We start from the raw sequence: 19,315 nt of genomic DNA on the forward strand, positions 1-19,315 counted from the left end.
CAATAGTTCATTGGTTTGTTGTTAATCCGGCCACCACGTATTCGAACCGCCGAATTCTCCACCGTTTCGGCCTTTTATTCCGGAACCGCCCGGCGCAAGCCTGGCGGGTTTAATCGTATCCCGACTATTCGTGCTTACCCGCCTGCTTAAATCCGCGCTGCTCAGCGCCAGCGTTTGGCTGAGCGAGCCGGCTTTTGCCCTGGATAACCCCAGCCGGGAATTCCAACTGAAATCCGCCTATCTGTTTCATTTCGCCGAATTAACGCAATGGCCGGCCATGGGCCCGATCACGATTTGTCTGAGGGGCGACAGTCCGATACGGCATTTTCTACCGGCGCTGGAAGGTCAAAAAATCGAAGGCAATATAGTCCATGTTTTGCTGGAGCCGCCGGCCACGCTGGAAGCTTGCAACATCCTGTTTGTCGGCGATATCGACGAACTGAAGCCCCGCCTGTTCGAACAAGCCCGCGCCGCCCACATCCTGTTGGTCGGCGACGTGGACGGTTTCGCCGCCCAAGGCGGCATGGTGCAATTCACATTGCGCGACAACAAGTTGAAACTAGTGGTAAATTTAGGTTCGGTAAAATCGGCGGATTTAAAATTGAGCTCCAAATTGCTGCGGATGGCGGAGATTATCGAATGACATCGTCACCCCCCCCACGTATTTCGATCAGCCGCAAGTTGGGCAACAATCTGCGGCTGATGGTGGTACTGAGTCTGGCCGTCGCGACCTTCTCACTGTCGATCCGCGAATATTCCGCGTTGCAAGACGCCATCGACAACAAGTTGAAGCTGACCGCCAACCTGATCGGCCAAAACAGCAGCGTGGCCCTGGTATTCGACGACACCCAAACCGCCCAGGAAATTCTGGACGCCCTGGTCTACGATCCGGACATCATCGCCGGCTCAATCCGGCTACCGACCGGCCAGGCTCTGGTCAGCCACCAAAAGGAAGCGCCGCGCTGGCCGGCGTGGTGGCCGGACTGGTTACCGAAAACCCAACAATACACGCAACCGATCTTGCACAAAAACCAACGCATCGTCGGTCATATTTCGCTGATCGCCAGCATGGTCCAACCGTATCGGACGATGCTTTGGAATGCGTCGATCAACGCCGGCATCGTGATGATTGCATTGAGTCTGGCCGCCTTGTATGTGCGCCGCTTGCAACGCATTTTCCTGCGGCCGCTGCTGAATTTGGCCGACACCGCCCATCAAATTGAAAAAGATCACGACTACAGCCGGCGTTCGCGCTACGACGGCAACGACGAAATCAGCGATTTGGCCGAAGCCTTCAACAACATGCTGGCACAGATCGAGGCCAACGAAGCGGATCTGGAAACCCAGGTGCAAACCCGCACCCGCGAGCTGGAAATCGCCACCCGCGACGCGGAATCCGCCAATCGCGCCAAAAGTCAGTTCCTGGCCAACATGAGCCACGAAATCCGCACGCCGATGAACGCCATCGTCGGTCTGGTGGAACTGAGTCTGAATACCCAGTTGACCTACAAACAACGCGAATATCTGCAACGCGTGGAATCCTCGGCCCATTCGTTGATGACCTTGATCGACGACATTCTGGACTTTTCCAAAATGGAAGCCGGCAAGATGCAGATCGAGACCATTCCCTTCCTGCTCGAGGAAATGTTGGAGCACGTGTTTTCGACGATGTCGCAACTCAGCGCCGACAAAGGCATCCGCCTGATTCTCCCCGACTGCGGCCCGCAATATCACGCGGTGGTCGGCGACCCGCAGCGTTTGCGGCAAGTGCTGATCAATCTGATCGGAAACGCGATCAAATTTACCGAGCGCGGCCACGTCGCCATCGCTTTCAACGAACTCAGCCGCGACGATAACCGCATCGTGTTGCAATTTTCGATTCAGGACACCGGCATCGGTATCAAACCCGAACAGCAACCCAAGTTGTTTCAAGCCTTTAGTCAGGGAGACAGTAGCGTGACCCGCAATTACGGCGGCACCGGCCTGGGTTTGATTATCTCCAAGCAATTGGTCGAGCAAATGGGCGGCAGCATCGGCGTGACCAGCCAAGCCAATATCGGCTCGACCTTTACCTTCAGTGTCGCGCTGGGTTTGAGCGACTTGGCGACGATACGCCACTTCCAACTCCGCCGACACCGTGCCAGCATGGATTCGTTGCGCTTGGAGCCCTTGCACGACAGCCGGGTCCTGCTGGTCGAGGATAACGAGATTAACCGGATGGTCGCGATCGAATTGCTGGAACAGGCCCGCATCCGGGTCGATGTCGCCGAGAACGGCGAAATCGCGCTGGCCAAATTGCGGGAAAATCGATACCAATGCGTGCTGATGGACGTGCAAATGCCGGTCATGGACGGTTATCAAGCCACCCGCGAACTGCGCAAGCTGCCCGCCTGTCAAGCATTACCGGTGATTGCGATGACCGCCAATGTAATGAGCGCCGACCACCAGCTATGCCTGGACGCCGGCATGAACGACTTTATCGGCAAACCCATCCTGCCCGCCAAGCTTTATGAGGTGTTGTTGAAATGGATCAACGCCGAACAGACTCTGGAAAACCGCACGCAACTGGGCGTCTAAGCCCGGATCATTTGCCCCAGGGCATCACCGGCACGGTCGAGACGCTGTTGGCCGGCGCGCCTTCGATGACTTTCCGGCTGATTGCCAGATACACCAGTGTATTGTGCTTGGCATCCCATAGCCGGGTGATATTGGTGGATTTGAACAACAACGACGTGCCTTCGCTGAACACCAGTTCCTCTTCCGGCAATTTGGCCGGCAAATTGATCGGGCCGATCTGCCGACAAGCCAGCGAAAACTGCGACGGATCTTCCGCCAAACCCAACCCGCCGGCGATGCCGCCGGTCCGGGCCTGACTGATGTGACAGATCACGTTGGGAATCTTCGGATCCTCGAAGGCATCGACGCAGACCTTATGATTGGCGCCGATCAATTTCCACGCGGTGGTCACGCAACCCACTTCCTCGGCGCGGACCGCGCCGGCCAACAAGCCCAAACCGCAAAACAGCCAAGCCGATCTCTTCGAAAACGCGCGCATCGCATACTCCCAACCCTGATTGAACACAGACCGTCAGCCTAACAAGCTTGCGGGATTCTCGCAAACCCGCCCGCATCGTCGCTTCACCGGTAAATTACCAAGCCGGCCGCCGGCGCCGTTAGCCGCACCGCCAAACCGTTCTTCGGTTGTATGTCGGCGGTCGTGCCGATCTGGGCCGAATCGGTGGAGTACAAACAGGTCAGTTTTTCACCCGGCCTATGCAGCGCCGCATCTATCGTCACCCAGGCCGTTTTGGCGGCATTGGGGTCGGTATTGATCGCCACAACGACTTCATGGTCGGCCAGAATCCGCGACCACGGCACCAGCGACAGCAATTTGCCGCCCGACATCGTCGGCAAACCGAAATTTTGGCCGTCTCCGGAAATTGGCCGTAAATACTGCCGCCCCCGCCGCAAGGCCGGTTGAGCCGCGCGGATCGCCATCAATTTGGCGAATTCGCTGTACACCGGATGGTTCTCGTCGAAATAATGCACGCCTCTGGACTCGAATGCGCCAAATTCGCCGCCGAACATCGCTTCGCGGATATAGCGGTCCGAATCGCCGCCGTGGCCGTCGAAACCCTGCTCGGTGCCGTAATACACGCAAGGGATCCCCAAGGTCAGCGCGTTGACCGCCAGCGCGTTCAACACCAGTTTGGCCTTATCGGCATCGGCGCAAAACCTCGCCTTGGCCCGGCCGACTTGATCGTGGTCGTTAAACATCGTCACGACCTTGTTGCGGAACCAAGTATGGCTATCCTTACCGATCAATAGCGAATTACGGAACAAGCTGAAATAGTCGTTGGGGTTCCCGGCCCCCTTGACCATCAATTCCAATTTGCTCGGAATATCGTCGATGCCCAATGCCGCGTCCAGACCGGTCGTTTCCAGCGTATCGAAGGCCCGGTAGCGGCCGCCGGTAATTTCGCCGACCAGCAGAAAATTATCCTTGCCGATGCTTTGCGCGAATTCGTGAATCGCCGAGCCGAATATCCGGGTCGCGCCGTCCTGCATGTGTTTGACGGTATCGATCCGAAAGCCGTCCAGATCGGCGTACGCGATCCAATATTTGTAGACTTCGATCAGGGACAGCAAGCCCAGAGCCGGCGCAAAGTCGTCGGTGCCGCCGAAGCCGTGATGCAAATCCTTGAGATCGAAGAAATCGCCCTCGCGAAATTCCGGGTCGTAATCGAAGCTGGCAATACGGCCCTTCTGGGTAAAGTATTCCGGATTCTGAAATTCGACCGGCCAGATCGCCCCGTCCTTGGCCGGCCAGCTCGCCGGCGCCGCCGGATTGGCGGTGACGAACGGAATATTGGCGTGGCCGGCCGCGTCGTTAAAACCGGTCACCGGATAGTGGCCGCCGTCCCAGCGCGGGTCGAAATGGCCGCTACCGTCTTTATAGTTGGGCTGGCGGTTGGGATCGTAACTAAACACGTTGCCGGAATGATTCAAGATGATGTCCAGGATCACCAAAATCCCCTGCTGGTGTGCGGCGGCCACCAAGTCCTTCAATGCCTGATTGGTGCCGAAGCGCGGATTGACCTGCAAAAAATCCTGGATGCCGTAGCCGTGGTAAGTTTCCTGAAACGCCACCTGCTTGAAGATCGGGCTGATCCAGATCGCGGTCACGCCCAAGCGTTTTAAATAGCCCAACTTGTTCTGCAGCCCGGCTAGGGTACCGCCGACGTACTTGCCGCCGGCGTCGCTCCATTTCGCGGCGGCGGCCGGGGTTTGAATCGCGTTGCGCTTGTCGGCGGCCTGGCCCAAGGGCGTGGCGCCACCGGCGACCGGCTTGCCGTCGATATCGCGGAATCCGCCGCTTTCGTTACCGTCGGAAAACCGGTCCAGCATCAAAAAGTACAATACCTTATCCTCCCACGCGGTAGGGGAAGGGGTGTAGGAAACGTTGGAAGTAAGTTGACTCAAATCGACATCGGCTAAACGGGATTCGGACATGGCGGCACTCCGGCGGGAAATGGGAAGGCGATAAACAGCGGCGGACGCGGCCATGGGTAAGCCGCATCGCTGTTAGACCTTCTAACAAAGACACCCGGCGAAAGCAAGTGAAGTTAGACACTCAGGCAAGCGGCGATCCGCATGCGCCACCGAGCGGTTTGCGCGAAATTTCTTAGCGGCATGGCTGCTGGAACATCAATCTTCGACTCTTGGCCTTGAAAGAATCGCGGTGGATTTTAACAGCGCGGGTGGCGGCGGGTTTGCAATAGCCGTTTGTTGAAGTGATCAGGGGCGGGATACAATCGGAACAGTTAACATTCAGGACAGGATGGCGATATGGCATTGGCGGAAAAATTAAACCTCAGCGTGGCGGATTACCTGCAAGGCGAACTGGTCAGCGAAGTTAAATACGAATATATCAATGGTGAAGTGTATGCGATGGTGGGCGTAAAACGTGCTCACGATACCGTGACCACCAATTTGATTGCGTTTTTGCACGCTCATTTACGTGGCACATCCTGCCGAGTCCACTCCGGCGAAATGAAAGTCCGCGTGCAAACCGCCGCCGCCGACTGCTTTTTCTACCCCGACCTGCATGTCACCTGCTCGGCCAGCGATAACGAAGAGCTGTTCAACAGCCAGCCCAAGTTGATCGTCGAAGTGCTGTCCGATGCCACCGAACGCTACGACAGAGCCGAAAAATTCCACCATTACCGCAAACTGGCCAGCCTGGAAGAATACGTGTTAATTGCCCAAGACACTCCACGCGTGGAATGTTACCGGCGCGGCGATGCTTGGGATCTACAGATTTATCAACAAGGCCAGCAGGCGGTTTTCCAATCGTTGGGTTTTGAACTGGCGGTAGCGGATATCTATGAAGGGGTGTTCGCGGGATAATCCGAGGTTTTTCCGGTTCCCAAACTCCGGTTTGGGAACCGGCGCAACGAATACCGGACAGCCAACATGCTTGAGCAAATTAAATTATTTTTTGAAAAACACCTGTCCTTACCATCACCCGAGGTTGCAACAGAAACGCAGCTTCAAGAGGCGTTAACGGCCTTAATGACGGAAATGATGACCATGGACGATGTCTGTCAAGATGTCGAACGAACCAAGATTCTGTCCTTGGTTAAACAGTGTTTTTCGCTCTCCACCGAACAGGCTGAGACCTTGATGACCAATGCCGAACAAAAGCGTCGGCAGGCGGTTGATTATTACGAATTCACGTCGACGATCAACCAATGTTTTAGCCCTGAGGAGAAGACAAAGTTTGTTAAGTCTCTCTGGCAAATCGCCTATGCCGACGGCAATATCGACCCGCAAGAGGAGTATATGGTGCGGAAGATTGCCGACCTTCTTGGCGTCTCGCACACCGATTTTATTCTGGCCAAACTGCGCGCGAATCCCAATCCCTGAATATCGCCGGACCAACACCGTTTAAAACCAATCGCTGATGAAAAAGATCAAGAAAAATAAAAATCTGTGGCTAAAAGAAGCTGAAATCGAGGCCGGTGATTTGTACTTCACCACCGCCCGGCAATACCGTGCGGTCCTGGCGATCAATGGCGATTTTTTGATTTACGCACCTAGCTCGGAAGGCATGGAGCCGTTAACGGCCGATAGCCAAATGCCGTTTGCGAACTCGCCCGCTAAAAAATGCCAGATTGCCACATTTGCGCAAAAAGAATATCAAGCATTCGATTGGCACGGTACGGCAGCCGTTAAACATAAACTCACTCAGTCGCAGCGGGACGAGGCCATTAGCCAATGTAATGCCAAGGCCCAAATCGCGGGGTTGATGGCTGAACAATTCTAGTTTGTCGGATTGGTTCAAGACCGTCACACATAAAGGCCTTATTCAAGTTTTCACCTTTTAAAAAGCTGCTTGAGGATGCTGGCTGCGAAAATGCTGGTCAGAAAATTCATTTTTCAAATATACCGCTTCGTTAAATCATCAATTTGATTTATAGCTTCGACCGCACTCACTTCAAAAGATCTGCATTTGATGACCTCACCCAAAAAATAGACCCCTCCAAAATTCGCAGCTTCATCCGTCGCCAGGGTCGCGCCACCGCCGGCCAGAAGCTGGCGCTAGAAAGCCATTGGGATAAGCCCGGTAGGGTACGCAGTGCGTACCCTAAATCTGATATGCAATTAGCATTTGACCGAACGTTATAGGCTCCGGACCAGATATACAGAAAGGAAGCCCAACAGTTCACTTCTAGCTTCTTACCTTTGATCGGCCGGTCGGTTTGGCGGCGGCAAACGCAAAGGCTTTCGCCTTGTGCGCAACTCTAAATGCCTTGCGAGGCAACCTGGGGGCGATAGTAAGCCTCAGGTAAAAGACCTCACTTAGGGCATTCTGCTCCGCGCCCCGTCCCGCGACCGCCCGGCCGGGTCCGGCTTATTCCACGCTGCCCTGCAAACGGGTGATCCAGGACTCCCTGGCCGCCGGATCGACGTGGAAGGCCAGCGCCGCCGGTTTGTGCAGCAGGCCGTCCTCGCCGGAGGCGTTGGGGTTGAGTTGGCGCTTTTGCACGAAATCCACCAAGCGGCGCAAATGGTAGATCGCCAGCACCCGGTTGGTCTCGCTGCCGGCGTAAATCAGATAGCCGACGTTGTCCTCGCTCAGCGCCGGATTGCGGGCGATCAGCGCGTCCAGCGCGGCGTTGTCGGCGGCCAGATTTTTCAACACCGAATCGGGCCGCTTGCAGACCAACGCCCGCCAATGTAGGGCCAGACTGCCGTTGAGCTGGTGACGCTGCATCGCCCGCACCTCGTCGTCGCCGCACACGAAACTTTCCGCGACCAGATAATGGCGGTCGCGCTCGCCGTCGTTGGCGAACAGCGCCAACTTGTCCAGCGCGGTATCGGCCAAGGCCAGCAAAAAGGCGTGCGGGGAGCGGATGTGTTTGTCTATCGTCACCACCCAGGGCAGGGCGCGGCCGGTGGTTTCGAAGCGGGCCGTGACGCTGCCGATCACCCCGGCCCGCGACAACTCCTGCTCGCGGCCGGCCGGCTTCACCAAAAATGCATCGACTGCCGCGATCTGGGTGTTGAAGCCGGCGGCGTGGTATTGCTGGACGATCGTCGAATAGCGCGGCTGATAAGGAATGGCGGTGCCGTCGTAGAGGATGTTGATGCGCCGCAAGCGAGCTTGCTCGGCGACCAAATCGCGCAAGCGGTTGGCGAAGGGTTCGACGTAGACATAGTCGTCGCTGTGGTGGTCGGCGGCGGTCAATAGACGGTACAAATCGCTGAGTTTGCGAAATTCGTCGAGCGAGGCAATCACGAAATTATCGCCGCATCGCGCCTTGGCGATTTCCTCGACCGCGGTTTTGCCGGCGCCGGCCCCACCCATGCACATGAACAAGGTCGGCCGCTCGACCGGCGCCTTGCCGGCGAAAATCGCCTCGAGGATAGCCGATAAAATCCCGTCGATTTTGGTCAGCCGCTGATAGGCGATCTCCACGGTGCGCATCAAGCGGTTTTCGCCGTGGCTGGCGGCCAGCATCTTGTTTTTCAACGGCTCGTTGCCGGCCAGCGTAAACAAACTGGCCTGCTCGCCGGCGCATTGCTTCAACAAGTCCAACAGCTCGGCGTGGCTGGGCGGCCTTAGCGATGTCAGGATGTTGATGTCCAGGCAAAACAGCGGCGCCACGCCGTCGGCGCGGATTGGAATCGCGTCGATCTCGGTCTTGCCGGGCTGGCGCAAGTCCTCGGTACCCGGCAAATAGCCGAGAATGTACTCGGACACGCCGAGCGGATTGTCGACGAAATGCTGACCGGTGATGAATTCCTCGGCTCGGAAACTGTGCAAGGGCACCAGACCGCCGGTCACGGTCACCAGGCATTTGACGCCGTCCGCCGTGGTATAGGACAAAAACGGCAAGCCTTGCAGAAAATACTTGTTCTCCGGCCACTTACCGTAGCGGTTGGCCTGATTGCTCAGGCTTTGGGTGCGCGCCGGGTCCAGCGCGTGCTCGAAAGCCCGACGCAACGCGGCGTGATCGGCGGCCGGATCGTGCAAGGCGCGAGCGTCGTCGCAGCTCAGTCGGCGAAAATCGATGCCCTGTTCGTACACCGCCTTGAAGGCCGGTAAATTGCCGAGCGCGGTGATGAAAAAATCCAGCGTGATCCGGTTGCCGTAGCCGTAGGGCCGAATGCCGCGCAAGGCTTGATACAGCTTGGCCAGCCGGTCGGCGATATCGGCGCTGCACACCACGAAACCGTTGTTGTCGAACAAGGCGGTTTCGAGATTGTCGTCGCCGTCGAGCACCAGGCTTTCAATCGCGATCCGAAATCGCGTGCGGCAATCGGCTTCCGGCATCGTGCCCGGCCGGTGGTGTACCGTGACTTGTTCCTTCCAGTCGCTGAACATTTCCCGGTGTATCCGGGTGAACAGGCTGGTTAGATAGGTCACCCGCTTGGTTTGATCGTGCGACACCGTGGCTTCCAGCTCCTGAGCCAATTTGGCCTGCAAGCGCACGCCCTGCGCCACCGCCAACGCGGTCCGCAAGCGCTTGAGCTGCCGATAGGCCGGGATGTTTCGGCCGGGATTTGAATTCATGCGCTCCCCCAGTGCACCGCTCGTTCCCCGGTCTTTCGGGTTGGGCGGCTTTATCGTTATTATTATTTCGAGCCGACTCGCGGCGGGGGCATGATAGCGCGAGATGGGGTCGGGTAGCGATATGACCGGCGCTGCCGGCGCGAAATGCGCCGGCGGTTCGGTATTGGAACGGCTAAGAATCAGGATTCGGCCAAAGCCGTCCGGCTCAACTCGGCCAGCGTTTCGCCGCGAGCGATCACCAGATGGACCGATGCGCTGACGAAGCGGGCGCCGGGGGCTATTTTCAGCATGAAGCGGTCGGCCGGATGATTGGCGATTTCGTCGACAAGCGCCATGCCGGCGTGGTCGTCGACCATGTCTTCGATCGGCTCGCCGTTCTTGGTCAAACCTGCCGGAAAAAACTGCGAAATCACGGTATGGATTTTGTCAATCGAGTGTTCGTCGAATACCAGTCGAGTCGCCCGGTCGAAACTGAACCGGCCATGCACGTAGTCGCGAATCCTCACCTGGATATGAGCGGTCTCCGGATCGTGCCAGCCGGGATAGACGCTGAAAAACTTGGCCTCGCCGCAATGATCGGTTGCCTGGTAACCCCGCAAGAAGTCCTCGTCGGCCAGATTCGCTCCGCCCGGATTGGTCATCCCGGAATAATGGCCGTCGCCATCGCTATGCCACAGATCGACGCAGGCGCCCGGTAGTGGGGCGATGTTGCCATCGCCGTCGAGCTCGGAAGTCGTCAACTTCAGCACTAACGGAAAGCCAGTGGCAGCCGTACCTGTTGCGCTGCTGACCCGAATATCGGCGCGAGGTTGGTCGTGTGTAACGCTATCGAGGCGAAACGGCCAGGCCGCCACGGTCGGCGCCAGCGTATGCTTGGTCAACACCGCCCGGTTAAGTCTACCGGAGGTGGCGGCGTCGCAGATCGCCATCGATCCCTTGACGGTCATGATTAAACTCTCCGGATAACCCGGCATTTTGGGGGTTTGAATATTGTTCATGGCAAATGTTGTCGGCGTAGTTGAGTGTGATGAATATCAAGCCATCGAACACGTCATTCCGGCCTACTCTCTATAGAGAAAACCGGGGCTTCCGGCGACAGTCGCGCAATCTCAAAACAGCAAAAGCGAATGCGAAACTCAGCCGAAAGTCCAATCCCATAGCTGCGAACACTAGCGTTTTGACTGCCGCGAGTGAAGGCGCTTCGAACAAGTCGTTTTCTTTCCGAATTCGCCAAGCGCGTTACGAACGGAAAAGCGCTTTCCGTACGTGACAGCCTGCCGAAACACTTATTCGTGGCACCCTTAGCCTGGTCGAAGCCGGAACCGTTCGCTACTCGCCGCCGCTCGGCAGACGATTCCATAACTTTCGAACCAACCATTCGGATTGGAGGATGACGCGTCATCCCTGCATGGCGGCTATGTCCGGTGCAAAGCGTGGGTCGAATATCTTTGCTGACCACGGACAGGGTATAGCCGCTCATACCGTTATGTTAGTACGTTTAGGATTAGTTTAGTTCCTCTATTTTGTCGGATTCTTTTACAGCCTTGCGGAAGCCCTTGATCGCTTCGCCCAAATCAGCGCCGACCCCTTGCAATCGTTTAGTGCCAAACACCAACATAACAATCGCCAGCACCACCAACAAATGCGGTACGCTTAAGCCCATACTGCCTCCTAAAATAGGTAATCGATATCGCGAACGCGTCTTTGCGCCGCTCTGGAAAAAACCGCCGCGCGCATCCGGCGCACGGCGAGTCACGCTGGCTCAAGGCCGGACTAACCGCCGGGGCGTGTTGGCGGTGTGCCGGTGGGAGGTGTACCGGTAGGTGGCGTGCCGCCACCCGACGTGCTGCCGGAGGTATCGGCAACCGTCGGACAACTCAAACTGGCCACACCCTCGCTGGTCGCAATGACCAAATTGATCGACGCAGTCACATAATTGCCGTTGTTGGCCAAAGTCAGCATCAGATGGTCGCCGGAATCGCTGGTGATGCCGTCGGTGGCCGATTGATTGGAACCGCCGGTGAATACCGAGTCGGTTGCGTTGGCGGTATCTTTCAAACCGTGGGAAAGGTATTGGCTGATCGTGGTGTAGATCTGTTCGGTTAGCGATTCGTCGAAAAAAAACTGAGTCGCCTGATCGTAGACAGCAGTGCTGCCCGAGAAAGTACGGATGCGGACGTGGATGTGTGTAGTGCGCGAGGTGTACCAACCGGGATAAATGCTGATGAACTTCACTGCTCCGCGCGCATTGGTGATTTGGTAGCCACGCAAATAATCCTCGGCGGTCAGGTCGGCAGCGCCCATATTGGTCTCGCCCGAATAGTTACCGTCGGCGTCGCAGTGCCAAATGTCGACGTAAGCGCCGTTGATCGGCGAAATCGTGCCGTTGGCGTTCAGTTTGGATACCGTGACCGTCAGAACCAGCGGGAAGCCGGCCGCAATCTTACCGGTTACGCTGCTGGTGCGAATATCGGAGCGCAGCAAGTTGTTGGCAACGCTGTCCAGGCAAAACGGCCCTTCGGTAACGGTGGGCGCCAAGGAGTAGGCTGCCAGTGCCGAACGGCTGACGCCACCCAGCATGGTGGCGGCGACCAAGCCGGCGGCACCCTTGGCGGTCATCAGCAACATATCCCGGCGAGCCGGCATTGTTAAGTCTTTTGAATTTTCCATAACTATGTCCTTAATCAAGCAGCAATAACGCCGAGGCGTGGGCCGCGAGCGAATCCGACAATGCCAGCCAGACCGGTCAGCATCAACGGTAGCGACATCGGCACGGGTACCGCGGCCGGCGTCACGCTGACGCTCATCTGAAAGGGATAGCTGGTGGAGGAGGACCAATAGCTGCCGTCCCACTCGGCCCAAGCATTGGCGCTGCCGTCGTCGGTAGCCTGGAAAGACCAGTCGGTAGCGCCGGTGACATTGCTTAGTACCACCCAATAGGTGGTGTTGGCGGTAAGGGAGAAATCGCCCGCCAAAAACGTCGTGGCTGCCAGACTGGACGAATAGGCACCGCTCAACGTTAAGGTCGCCAGCGCTTGAGACGGCGCCGAATAGGCGTCGGAATAGAGGCTGACCGAAGTTCCCTGATCGAGACTGGAAATCAGCAAACTTATCGAATCCAGCAAGTAAGCCTGATTGTCGGTGCTAAAACTTTGCGCTTCCCAAGTACTACCGCTGACGGTTATTGTTCCGCCAGAATCGGCTGCCAAATTTTCGCCGAATCCAGAGGCCTGCACCGGCGCCGCACCCGAAATCCAGAACGCGGCCGCAACCGGCAACACCCATGTCATATTTGTTCCAACCATTTGATTATCCTATTATTTAATATTAAAAAATCCGCTTTCCCTTTGTTGCGGACTGATAATAGGCGTATCAAAGGTTAATAGACGTAAACCGGCGTAAAATATTGTAAATCTTTATAAAACGCCCAATTTCAGGCCGGAGTCGCCAGGCGCGAGCCAATAACTCTTGAATCACGCCAGCCAGTCCCAGTCGCTGAAACACGCCGCCTGTCCGTAAGGCCGGCCCGCGCCGTCCAGTACGTTCCAAACCACCGCGCCGCGTATCATGAAACGCCGGCCGGATTTGGCGATGCGCACGCCGGCATAATCGTCGATATAGCCTTGCCGGGCGACTTTGGCCAGCAAGCGCTCGCGTTCCTCGCGGTTGACCGGTTCGGCGGAAAACCGCGACGGCAAGCCGACCAGTTCTTGCCAGGTCAATTCGAACAATCCCAAGGCTTTGCGGTTGGCGTAGTTGAACAGCGGATCGGGATCGGTGTTGTGCGACAGCAAGGCGAAGTCGGCTTCGTAAACCACCCGTCCAAAATCGTCGCCGACCGCGTCCAGCAACGGCTTGCCAAGCAAGCGCCGATAGCTGTCCAACAGCAATTCGATGTGGGCTTGGTGATAGTGGTTGTCGGGGCCGGGCGGATGCAAATCCAGCATGGTCAGTTCTCCGAAAAAGCGGGCCGGTCGGGCGAATACAGTTCTTTTTTATAGACGGCCTTGATGCGCTCGCCATCCCAAACATAGCAAAAATGCGCGCCCTGTTTGACCGGCGCCAGCAGCCTGGGCTTGAACACCGCGACGCATTCGCCGCCGTGATTGCGGACGCTGGCATAGGCCAGGCCGTTGCCGCCGGTGTCCCGCACTTGTTTTGCCAACCGCTGGGCGGCGGCGTAAGCGCTGGTATCGACGGCGTAGATTTCCGGCCACTCGGCTTGGCGGCCGCGAATGTCGTGTAAGTCCGCATCCAAATCCGAGGCGTAACTACGCATGTCGATTTCGATCGGCGGTTGTCGGGTCGCGCTCAGAAAGCGGGCGCGGTGGAAACAGGTTTCGGCGATCGCGGTATCCAGGTCGTAGGCGGCATAGTAAACGCCGTAGCTGCCGTCGCTAAACCGGCTGCCTTCCGGATTCAAATGGGTGAAGGCCGCCATGATCGGCGTCGTGCCGGGGCCGGCGATCCTGTCCTCCGGCGCCACCAGCCGAATGTCGCCGGCTTGTTCGCGCAAGCGGTCGTTGGTCAGGGCTTCGATCGCGAACACGATGTCCAGATCGGCCGGCGAGGCCACCCGGTCAAACAAGCCGTCCGGCGGAAACCGGCTGGGCACCAGCCGCCAGCAGGGCAGCCAGGTAATGCGGTTGACCGCGATCGTCGCCGGATCGATCACGGCTAGCCGCGCTGGCCGTCCAGATATTGGCGGACCACGTACAAATCGGCCACCCGCCCGGACAGCATGCGTTGCAAGGCCGACTGGCCGGCGAACGGCGCGGCCTGATTGGCTTGGTGCAGCCACTCATCGGCCGCCTCGGCGCGCGGCAGTAAAATCTGCAGGGCTTTGTATATGCCAAAGATGTAAGACAAGCGCTCCAGCTTGTCGGCATTCAAACTGGCCGACTCCGGCTGCTTCTTCCACTTGAAGTAAGTACTGCGCGAATCCAGTCCCAACAACACCATCGCCTGTTCGGCATTGAGTTTCCAAGCCTCGGCAATATTGAAAAAGGTCCGCAACGCCGCGCCGGCCACGGCCGCGCTATCGGCGGCTAAGGGATTTTGCGCTGGGGCCAACATCAGCCCTCCCGGTTTCGAATAAACTTAAATTGAAAATAAGTCTATTAATGGACTTTGTCAAGCCGCCTAACGAAAAGAGCAAGCGAAAATACCGAAGGCAGAGGTATTCCGTGGCCCGAATCGGAAACCGCGATACCGTTTCCAAATACGGAGGGATGGTCAGAAAGCGACCATGCCGCGCGCTTTAAACCAACGGCGGCAAACAAACCCTATGCCGTCAATGATTGGGTATTTCTGATACCGGATGTAGGGTACGCATCGCGTACCAGCGGCGGGCCATCAAGGCAACGAAAGCCAAAAGGTACGCGGTGCGTACCCTACGAAGCTTCATGACTTTGCTCAACGTTAAAGCTCAGACGCGCCGCTTTAGCGGAGACTGTTCCGCTGGATTGTAAAAGATAGTGTAATGACCGCATGTGCATTGAATAACGTGCCCTGCGATTCTTGGATAGGCACACCAATGAATACGCTCGTCTTCAACGTTATCATCAGGATATGAACACTGATACGATATGACGCTCAAGTTGCTTCGCGTACAGACCTTATTTCCGCAGGCAACCGTGCTTGGAAGTTTCTCTCTGGTTTTACCGGTCATATTTTTTACGCCCAACGATAAGGGTAACTTGACGGCAAAAGCGTAACAACGATAGTCGCGTATCTTTGGCCGATCAAGTTTACCCTCTGGTTATGTTTATTTAACAGAATGAAGTTTTTGTTCTTTATGCGCCTTAAATTTGTTTAAAACAGACAACACGGTCTTAAAGTCATTGAGAGCGTATTCAAGCCTATCTCTGTTTATAGTTGTATAATCACGAAGAAAATCATCTTCACTTAATGCGTAAAAGTTCCATAAGCTAGTCGAAGGATCATTGCCTACCAGAGCCTCTCTTAATTCGTTGTATCGTTTATCAAGCTCTTCTAAATGACGATTTATAGCAGTCTTCCTAACGAGCGGCATATTTGATTCCCCTTAGCAAAATAATTTAAAAACATAACGTTCTGCATAACCCGACTGAGCCGCATCGTGGCGAAGGCCGGAGTTAATGCGGTTGTTATACGACTTTACCCGCATCGTTAACAATCTTTTCCCATGCTTTCAGTGCGTACTCTAGATATTTAAAAGCGTCACCGAGTTTTTTGCCGTCCTCGCCGAGCACTATCATTTCTAAATTCACGAATTTAGGATTGGTGATCATCACATTCACGTCATAAGCTCCGATGCATAGCGAACCAATTGCTTTCTGTGGGACCTGATACGTTAATACTCCGAGCTGCGGTGATTTCCCTGAACGAGATGTAAATCGTGGATTTTGATCAAGACCTCCATGCTTCAGAGCATTTGCTAAATCAGCACATATACATAAATATGGATCTCCATTTACTTTAATCTCTACCCAATCCTTGTTCTTTCCGCGTTTAACAACATATTTCTTTACATAATCTTTAAGACTCCAAAGCCATATAAACATGGATGAAATATCATCTTCTAATTCTTCAGGAGACTTAACTCCATGAATAGATATGTAATGCGTTTCGCCATTTTTTAGAGTAAAAGACCAACCGGTTCCATCACCTTGTTTTTCGTGAAGCCTTTTTCTAAACCTATCGGCACGCCCAATTAGCTTTTCTAGTTCAGAATATTCCACGAAGCTCGTAGGATGGGTAGAGGCGCTAGCCGAAACCCATCAAAAACACCATTGATTACGCCATATCCAATTCAGGATAGATGCCGCCCGCCCAATTTGCAGGGAGAATACCGCGTTTGACGAAATCATGAAATGAAGAATATCGCCAATCGGCAACATAACGGACACAGCCGTGTTTTACTGGATTGTAATGAATATAGTCGACATGCTTGACGAAGTCGCCCTCGTTTCTAATTCGATGCTCCCAAAACCGTCTCTGCCACTTGTGCCCTTTGGGTAAATACCGCACGCCTGTTTGCGTTCGCGGCTTTTGGAAATTCGTTCGCCTTTTTCGACCTGTTTGGTAAAGCGGGTCTTGATCAGCCGCCAGCGACAAATAAAATCATCGTCACCTTCCGGCAAGGTCCAAATGGTATGGAGATGTTCCGGTAACACAACAATCGCGTCGATATTAAACGGGTGTTGATCTTTTACGTTACGAAAAGACTCTCGAAGCAATTTAATCCTGTCGGTCAGCAAAGTCCGATTTCGTTCCGCCAAATTGACTGTGAAAAAATAACAACCGCCTTTGAGGCGATATCGGCGATATTCTGTCATATCTCATTTATCGGTGCTTCGATTGATGGGTTTCGCTACGCTCTACCCATCCTACAGTACAGTGGGCAATTAGCCCACATACGGTCATTGGATAAACCCTATTGGTCGATTGCTAGCATTCACCACCGACTATTCCGACGCAAGAGGCTGCGAGTAATACCGCGCGCCTCCTCATCAGCACTCGATCAAGTTCACCGCCAAGCCGCCGCGCGAGGTTTCCTTGTATTTGGTTTTCATGTCGGCGCCGGTTTCGCGCATGGTTTTGATGACCTTGTCCAGCGACACGAAATGTTTGCCGTCGCCGCGTAGCGCGATGCGCGCGGCGTTGATGGCCTTGACCGAGCCCATCGCGTTGCGTTCGATGCAAGGCACTTGCACCAGGCCGCCGACCGGATCGCAGGTTAGGCCCAGATTGTGTTCCATGCCGATTTCGGCGGCATTTTCGACTTGCTCCGGCGTGCCGCCCAGTACCTCGGCCAAGGCGCCGGCCGCCATCGAACAGGCCACGCCGATCTCGCCCTGGCAACCGACTTCTGCACCGGACAGCGAAGCGTTTTCCTTGTACAAAATCGCGATGGCCGCCGCCGTCAGCAGGAAGCGGATGACGCCGTCTTCGCTGGCGTCCGGGCAAAACCGCCAGTAATAATGCAGCACCGCCGGGATAATGCCGGCCGCGCCGTTGGTCGGGGCGGTGACGACCCGGCCGCCGGCGGCGTTCTCCTCGCTGACCGCCAGCGCGAATAGATTGACCCATTCCATCGTGCCGACCGGTAGGTTCGGCGTCTGGCTGGGAATTTCGCCGGTCAATTGCCGGTGCAGATTGGCGGCGCGGCGCTTGACCTTCATGCCACCCGGCAAAATGCCTTCCTCGTGCAAGCCGCGTTCGACGCAGGCCTGCATCACGTGCCAGATGTTCAGCAATTTAGCGCGGATTTGCTCCTCGCTTTGCCAGGCTTTTTCGTTGCTCAGCATCAGCTCGCTAATCGGCTTGCGGTGGGTGTGGCAAAGCTTCAGCAGCGCGGCGCCGGTACGAAACGGGTAGGGCAAGCGGGTATCGTCGTGGGTCAGTTGGTCCAGCGCCGCCGCCGCGTCGGTGACGACGAAGCCGCCGCCGACCGAATAAAAATCCGCTTGCGCCAATTCGGCGCCGTCCGCGTCGAACACGCTGAAGCGCATGCCGTTGGCGTGATAGGGCAGCGCCTTGCGGTGAAACAGCAAGTCGGCTTTTTCGTTAAACGGCAGCGGATAACGTTGCAGCAGGTTCAACAGGCCGGTATCGCGGATTGCCGCCAAGCGGGTCGGGATAATCGCCGGATCGATCAAGTCCGGCGCTTCGCCTTCCAGGCCCAGCATCACCGCCTTGTCGCTGCCGTGCCCCTTGCCGGTGGCGCCCAACGAGCCGAACAGCTCGATTTTGACCCGGCTGATTGCCGGGGCGATACCGCGTTGCTCCATGTTGGCGGCGAAAGTCATCGCCGCCCGCATCGGTCCGACGGTATGCGAACTGGACGGGCCGATGCCGATTTTAAAAATGTCGAAAACGCTGATTGCCATGAAGGTTGCCCGAAATTCGAAAGGAATATCGGCAGTTTACCAATTGCAGCGCAAAACGCCGCGTCGATCGGCATTCTGGGCGGCACCCGGCCGGCAAACGGCGGCGAACGGTTTCTCGCTTAGCCGCGAACATCGCACAGACCCCAGACGAATGCGATAATCGTGCCCACCCTTTGCCAAGCATTCGAAGTCCGCGATGACCAACCCAACCGACCCCGCAGCCTTCCTGGCCGCCAGCGAATACATCGACTGGCGGCATCCGGCCGTTTTGGCCCAAGCCGCCGTTTTGGCGGCCGGCGCGGGCGGCGACGAAGACATCGCCAAACGCTGCTTCGAATTCGTCCGCGACCGCATCCAACACAGTTGGGATTACCGCAAAAACCCGGTGACCTGCCGCGCCTCCGAGGTTTTAAGCCACGCCACCGGCTATTGTTACGCCAAGAGCCATTTGCTGGCAGCGTTGCTGCGCGCCAACCGAATTCCGGCCGGCTTGTGCTACCAGCGCCTATCTATAGACGGCGACATTCCGCCGTATTGTCTGCACGGCTTGAACGCGGTGTATTTGACCGACCACGGTTGGTACCGGCTCGACGCGCGCGGCAACAAAGCCGGCGTCGCCGCCGAGTTTTGCCCGCCGACCGAACGCTTGGCCTTCGTACCGCGCGCGCCGGGCGAAACCGACATCGCCGGCATTTGGGCCGAACCGTTGCCGTCGGTAATCCGGGCCTTGACCGCGCACGCCGACATCGAACAGGTTTACCGCCATTTACCCGATTTCGAGCCTGGCGATCTTGGCCCGGCCTTGCTCCCGTTCCACGGCCAACGCAATGGCGCGCATCAAGTGCCATAGCCCGGCTTC

Annotated in this window: 20 protein-coding genes; 6 read left to right on the forward strand and 14 right to left on the reverse strand. The window is 56.4% G+C overall.

Annotated elements, in window-relative coordinates; all coding sequences use genetic code 11:
• The first annotated feature begins 130 nt into the window (after positions 1-130).
• Together BJL95_RS22215 and BJL95_RS22220 are read left to right on the forward strand one after the other, a co-directional pair.
• Positions 131-643, forward strand: a complete 513-nt coding sequence (locus tag BJL95_RS22215) for a YfiR family protein (RefSeq protein ID WP_082885511.1) — start codon at positions 131-133, stop codon at positions 641-643.
• Positions 640-2,577, forward strand: coding sequence for an ATP-binding protein (locus BJL95_RS22220; RefSeq protein ID WP_071160775.1), 1,938 nt, complete (start codon positions 640-642; stop codon positions 2,575-2,577). The genes BJL95_RS22215 and BJL95_RS22220 overlap by 4 nt, the downstream gene beginning before the upstream one ends.
• A gap of 7 nt (positions 2,578-2,584) precedes the next feature.
• Here BJL95_RS22220 and BJL95_RS22225 read toward each other — a convergent pair whose 3' ends face one another.
• Both BJL95_RS22225 and BJL95_RS22230 read right to left on the reverse strand, forming a co-directional pair.
• Positions 2,585-3,055 carry a CreA family protein gene (locus tag BJL95_RS22225; protein ID WP_071160776.1) on the reverse strand — a complete coding sequence of 157 codons (471 nt, stop codon included), beginning with the start codon at positions 3,053-3,055 and terminating at the stop codon, positions 2,585-2,587.
• Positions 3,056-3,138: 83 nt separating this feature from the next.
• Positions 3,139-5,013 carry an alpha-amylase family glycosyl hydrolase gene (locus tag BJL95_RS22230; protein WP_071160777.1) on the reverse strand — a complete coding sequence of 625 codons (1,875 nt, stop codon included), beginning with the start codon at positions 5,011-5,013 and terminating at the stop codon, positions 3,139-3,141.
• A 336-nt stretch (positions 5,014-5,349) separates the two neighbouring features.
• Here BJL95_RS22230 and BJL95_RS22235 point away from each other — a divergent pair, with 336 nt between their 5' ends.
• From BJL95_RS22235 to BJL95_RS22245, 3 genes are all read left to right on the forward strand, one after another.
• A complete protein-coding gene (locus BJL95_RS22235) occupies positions 5,350-5,910 on the forward strand; it encodes a Uma2 family endonuclease (protein WP_071160778.1) in 561 nt (186 codons plus the stop codon).
• Positions 5,911-5,976: 66 nt separating this feature from the next.
• Positions 5,977-6,429: a TerB family tellurite resistance protein gene (locus tag BJL95_RS22240; protein WP_071160779.1), complete on the forward strand. Its 453-nt coding sequence runs from the start codon at positions 5,977-5,979 to the stop codon at positions 6,427-6,429.
• Positions 6,430-6,466: 37 nt separating this feature from the next.
• Positions 6,467-6,829: a hypothetical protein gene (locus BJL95_RS22245; RefSeq protein WP_071160780.1), complete on the forward strand. Its 363-nt coding sequence runs from the start codon at positions 6,467-6,469 to the stop codon at positions 6,827-6,829.
• 588 nt (positions 6,830-7,417) lie between these two features.
• On the opposite strand, the gene BJL95_RS22250 is transcribed toward BJL95_RS22245, so the two are convergent.
• The 12 genes from BJL95_RS22250 to BJL95_RS22300 all read right to left on the reverse strand — a co-directional run bounded on the left by BJL95_RS22250 (position 7,418) and on the right by BJL95_RS22300 (position 18,456).
• Complete coding sequence (locus BJL95_RS22250; protein ID WP_071160781.1) at positions 7,418-9,583, reverse strand: zeta toxin family protein; 2,166 nt, start codon at positions 9,581-9,583, stop codon at positions 7,418-7,420.
• Positions 9,584-9,762: 179 nt separating this feature from the next.
• On the reverse strand, positions 9,763-10,581 hold the full coding sequence (locus BJL95_RS22255) for a hypothetical protein (protein WP_071160782.1): 819 nt from the start codon (positions 10,579-10,581) through the stop codon (positions 9,763-9,765).
• 506 nt (positions 10,582-11,087) lie between these two features.
• Entirely contained in the window at positions 11,088-11,246 is a 159-nt protein-coding gene (gene tatA / locus BJL95_RS24330) for a twin-arginine translocase TatA/TatE family subunit (RefSeq protein ID WP_083386214.1), read from the reverse strand.
• A gap of 110 nt (positions 11,247-11,356) precedes the next feature.
• Positions 11,357-12,253 (reverse strand): hypothetical protein, encoded by an 897-nt coding sequence (locus tag BJL95_RS22260; protein WP_083386215.1) that lies wholly within the window; start codon positions 12,251-12,253, stop codon positions 11,357-11,359.
• 14 nt (positions 12,254-12,267) lie between these two features.
• Complete coding sequence (locus BJL95_RS22265) at positions 12,268-12,873, reverse strand: choice-of-anchor R domain-containing protein (protein ID WP_071160784.1); 606 nt, start codon at positions 12,871-12,873, stop codon at positions 12,268-12,270.
• Between the two features lie 183 nt (positions 12,874-13,056).
• Positions 13,057-13,530 carry an MEKHLA domain-containing protein gene (locus tag BJL95_RS22270; RefSeq protein ID WP_071160785.1) on the reverse strand — a complete coding sequence of 158 codons (474 nt, stop codon included), beginning with the start codon at positions 13,528-13,530 and terminating at the stop codon, positions 13,057-13,059.
• Positions 13,531-13,532: 2 nt separating this feature from the next.
• Positions 13,533-14,258, reverse strand: coding sequence for an RES family NAD+ phosphorylase (locus BJL95_RS22275; protein ID WP_254786880.1), 726 nt, complete (start codon positions 14,256-14,258; stop codon positions 13,533-13,535).
• A gap of 2 nt (positions 14,259-14,260) precedes the next feature.
• On the reverse strand, positions 14,261-14,659 hold the full coding sequence (locus BJL95_RS22280; protein ID WP_071160786.1) for an MbcA/ParS/Xre antitoxin family protein: 399 nt from the start codon (positions 14,657-14,659) through the stop codon (positions 14,261-14,263).
• 691 nt (positions 14,660-15,350) lie between these two features.
• Positions 15,351-15,617: a hypothetical protein gene (locus BJL95_RS22285; protein WP_071160787.1), complete on the reverse strand. Its 267-nt coding sequence runs from the start codon at positions 15,615-15,617 to the stop codon at positions 15,351-15,353.
• Positions 15,618-15,711: 94 nt separating this feature from the next.
• Complete coding sequence (locus BJL95_RS22290; RefSeq protein WP_139306386.1) at positions 15,712-16,305, reverse strand: hypothetical protein; 594 nt, start codon at positions 16,303-16,305, stop codon at positions 15,712-15,714.
• Between the two features lie 177 nt (positions 16,306-16,482).
• A complete protein-coding gene (locus tag BJL95_RS22295) occupies positions 16,483-16,902 on the reverse strand; it encodes a transposase (protein ID WP_368086619.1) in 420 nt (139 codons plus the stop codon).
• A gap of 174 nt (positions 16,903-17,076) precedes the next feature.
• Complete coding sequence (locus BJL95_RS22300) at positions 17,077-18,456, reverse strand: L-serine ammonia-lyase (RefSeq protein WP_071160789.1); 1,380 nt, start codon at positions 18,454-18,456, stop codon at positions 17,077-17,079.
• A 196-nt stretch (positions 18,457-18,652) separates the two neighbouring features.
• Between BJL95_RS22300 and BJL95_RS22305 the strand changes: the two genes are divergently transcribed.
• Positions 18,653-19,306 (forward strand): transglutaminase family protein, encoded by a 654-nt coding sequence (locus BJL95_RS22305; protein WP_071160790.1) that lies wholly within the window; start codon positions 18,653-18,655, stop codon positions 19,304-19,306.
• Positions 19,307-19,315 lie beyond the last annotated feature (9 nt).

It is taken from the genome of Methylomonas sp. LWB (assembly GCF_001856095.1).
In the GTDB taxonomy this organism is placed as follows: Bacteria; Pseudomonadota; Gammaproteobacteria; order Methylococcales; family Methylomonadaceae; genus Methylomonas; species Methylomonas koyamae_A.

Excerpts from the sequence above, each read along its gene's own strand:
- BJL95_RS22280 (WP_071160786.1), bottom strand. The coding sequence starts at position 14,659 with ATGTTGGCCCCAGCGCAAAATCCCTTAGCCGCCGATAGCGCGGCCGTG.
- BJL95_RS22220 (WP_071160775.1), top strand. The coding sequence starts at position 640 with ATGACATCGTCACCCCCCCCACGTATTTCGATCAGCCGCAAGTTGGGC.
- BJL95_RS22260 (WP_083386215.1), bottom strand. The coding sequence starts at position 12,253 with ATGGAAAATTCAAAAGACTTAACAATGCCGGCTCGCCGGGATATGTTG.
- BJL95_RS22225 (WP_071160776.1), bottom strand. The coding sequence starts at position 3,055 with ATGCGCGCGTTTTCGAAGAGATCGGCTTGGCTGTTTTGCGGTTTGGGC.
- BJL95_RS22240 (WP_071160779.1), top strand. The coding sequence starts at position 5,977 with ATGCTTGAGCAAATTAAATTATTTTTTGAAAAACACCTGTCCTTACCA.
- BJL95_RS22305 (WP_071160790.1), top strand. The coding sequence starts at position 18,653 with ATGACCAACCCAACCGACCCCGCAGCCTTCCTGGCCGCCAGCGAATAC.
- tatA (WP_083386214.1), bottom strand. The coding sequence starts at position 11,246 with ATGGGCTTAAGCGTACCGCATTTGTTGGTGGTGCTGGCGATTGTTATG.
- BJL95_RS22245 (WP_071160780.1), top strand. The coding sequence starts at position 6,467 with ATGAAAAAGATCAAGAAAAATAAAAATCTGTGGCTAAAAGAAGCTGAA.
- BJL95_RS22255 (WP_071160782.1), bottom strand. The coding sequence starts at position 10,581 with ATGAACAATATTCAAACCCCCAAAATGCCGGGTTATCCGGAGAGTTTA.
- BJL95_RS22265 (WP_071160784.1), bottom strand. The coding sequence starts at position 12,873 with ATGACATGGGTGTTGCCGGTTGCGGCCGCGTTCTGGATTTCGGGTGCG.
- BJL95_RS22270 (WP_071160785.1), bottom strand. The coding sequence starts at position 13,530 with ATGCTGGATTTGCATCCGCCCGGCCCCGACAACCACTATCACCAAGCC.
- BJL95_RS22250 (WP_071160781.1), bottom strand. The coding sequence starts at position 9,583 with ATGAATTCAAATCCCGGCCGAAACATCCCGGCCTATCGGCAGCTCAAG.
- BJL95_RS22300 (WP_071160789.1), bottom strand. The coding sequence starts at position 18,456 with ATGGCAATCAGCGTTTTCGACATTTTTAAAATCGGCATCGGCCCGTCC.
- BJL95_RS22230 (WP_071160777.1), bottom strand. The coding sequence starts at position 5,013 with ATGTCCGAATCCCGTTTAGCCGATGTCGATTTGAGTCAACTTACTTCC.
- BJL95_RS22285 (WP_071160787.1), bottom strand. The coding sequence starts at position 15,617 with ATGCCGCTCGTTAGGAAGACTGCTATAAATCGTCATTTAGAAGAGCTT.
- BJL95_RS22235 (WP_071160778.1), top strand. The coding sequence starts at position 5,350 with ATGGCATTGGCGGAAAAATTAAACCTCAGCGTGGCGGATTACCTGCAA.
- BJL95_RS22295 (WP_368086619.1), bottom strand. The coding sequence starts at position 16,902 with ATGACAGAATATCGCCGATATCGCCTCAAAGGCGGTTGTTATTTTTTC.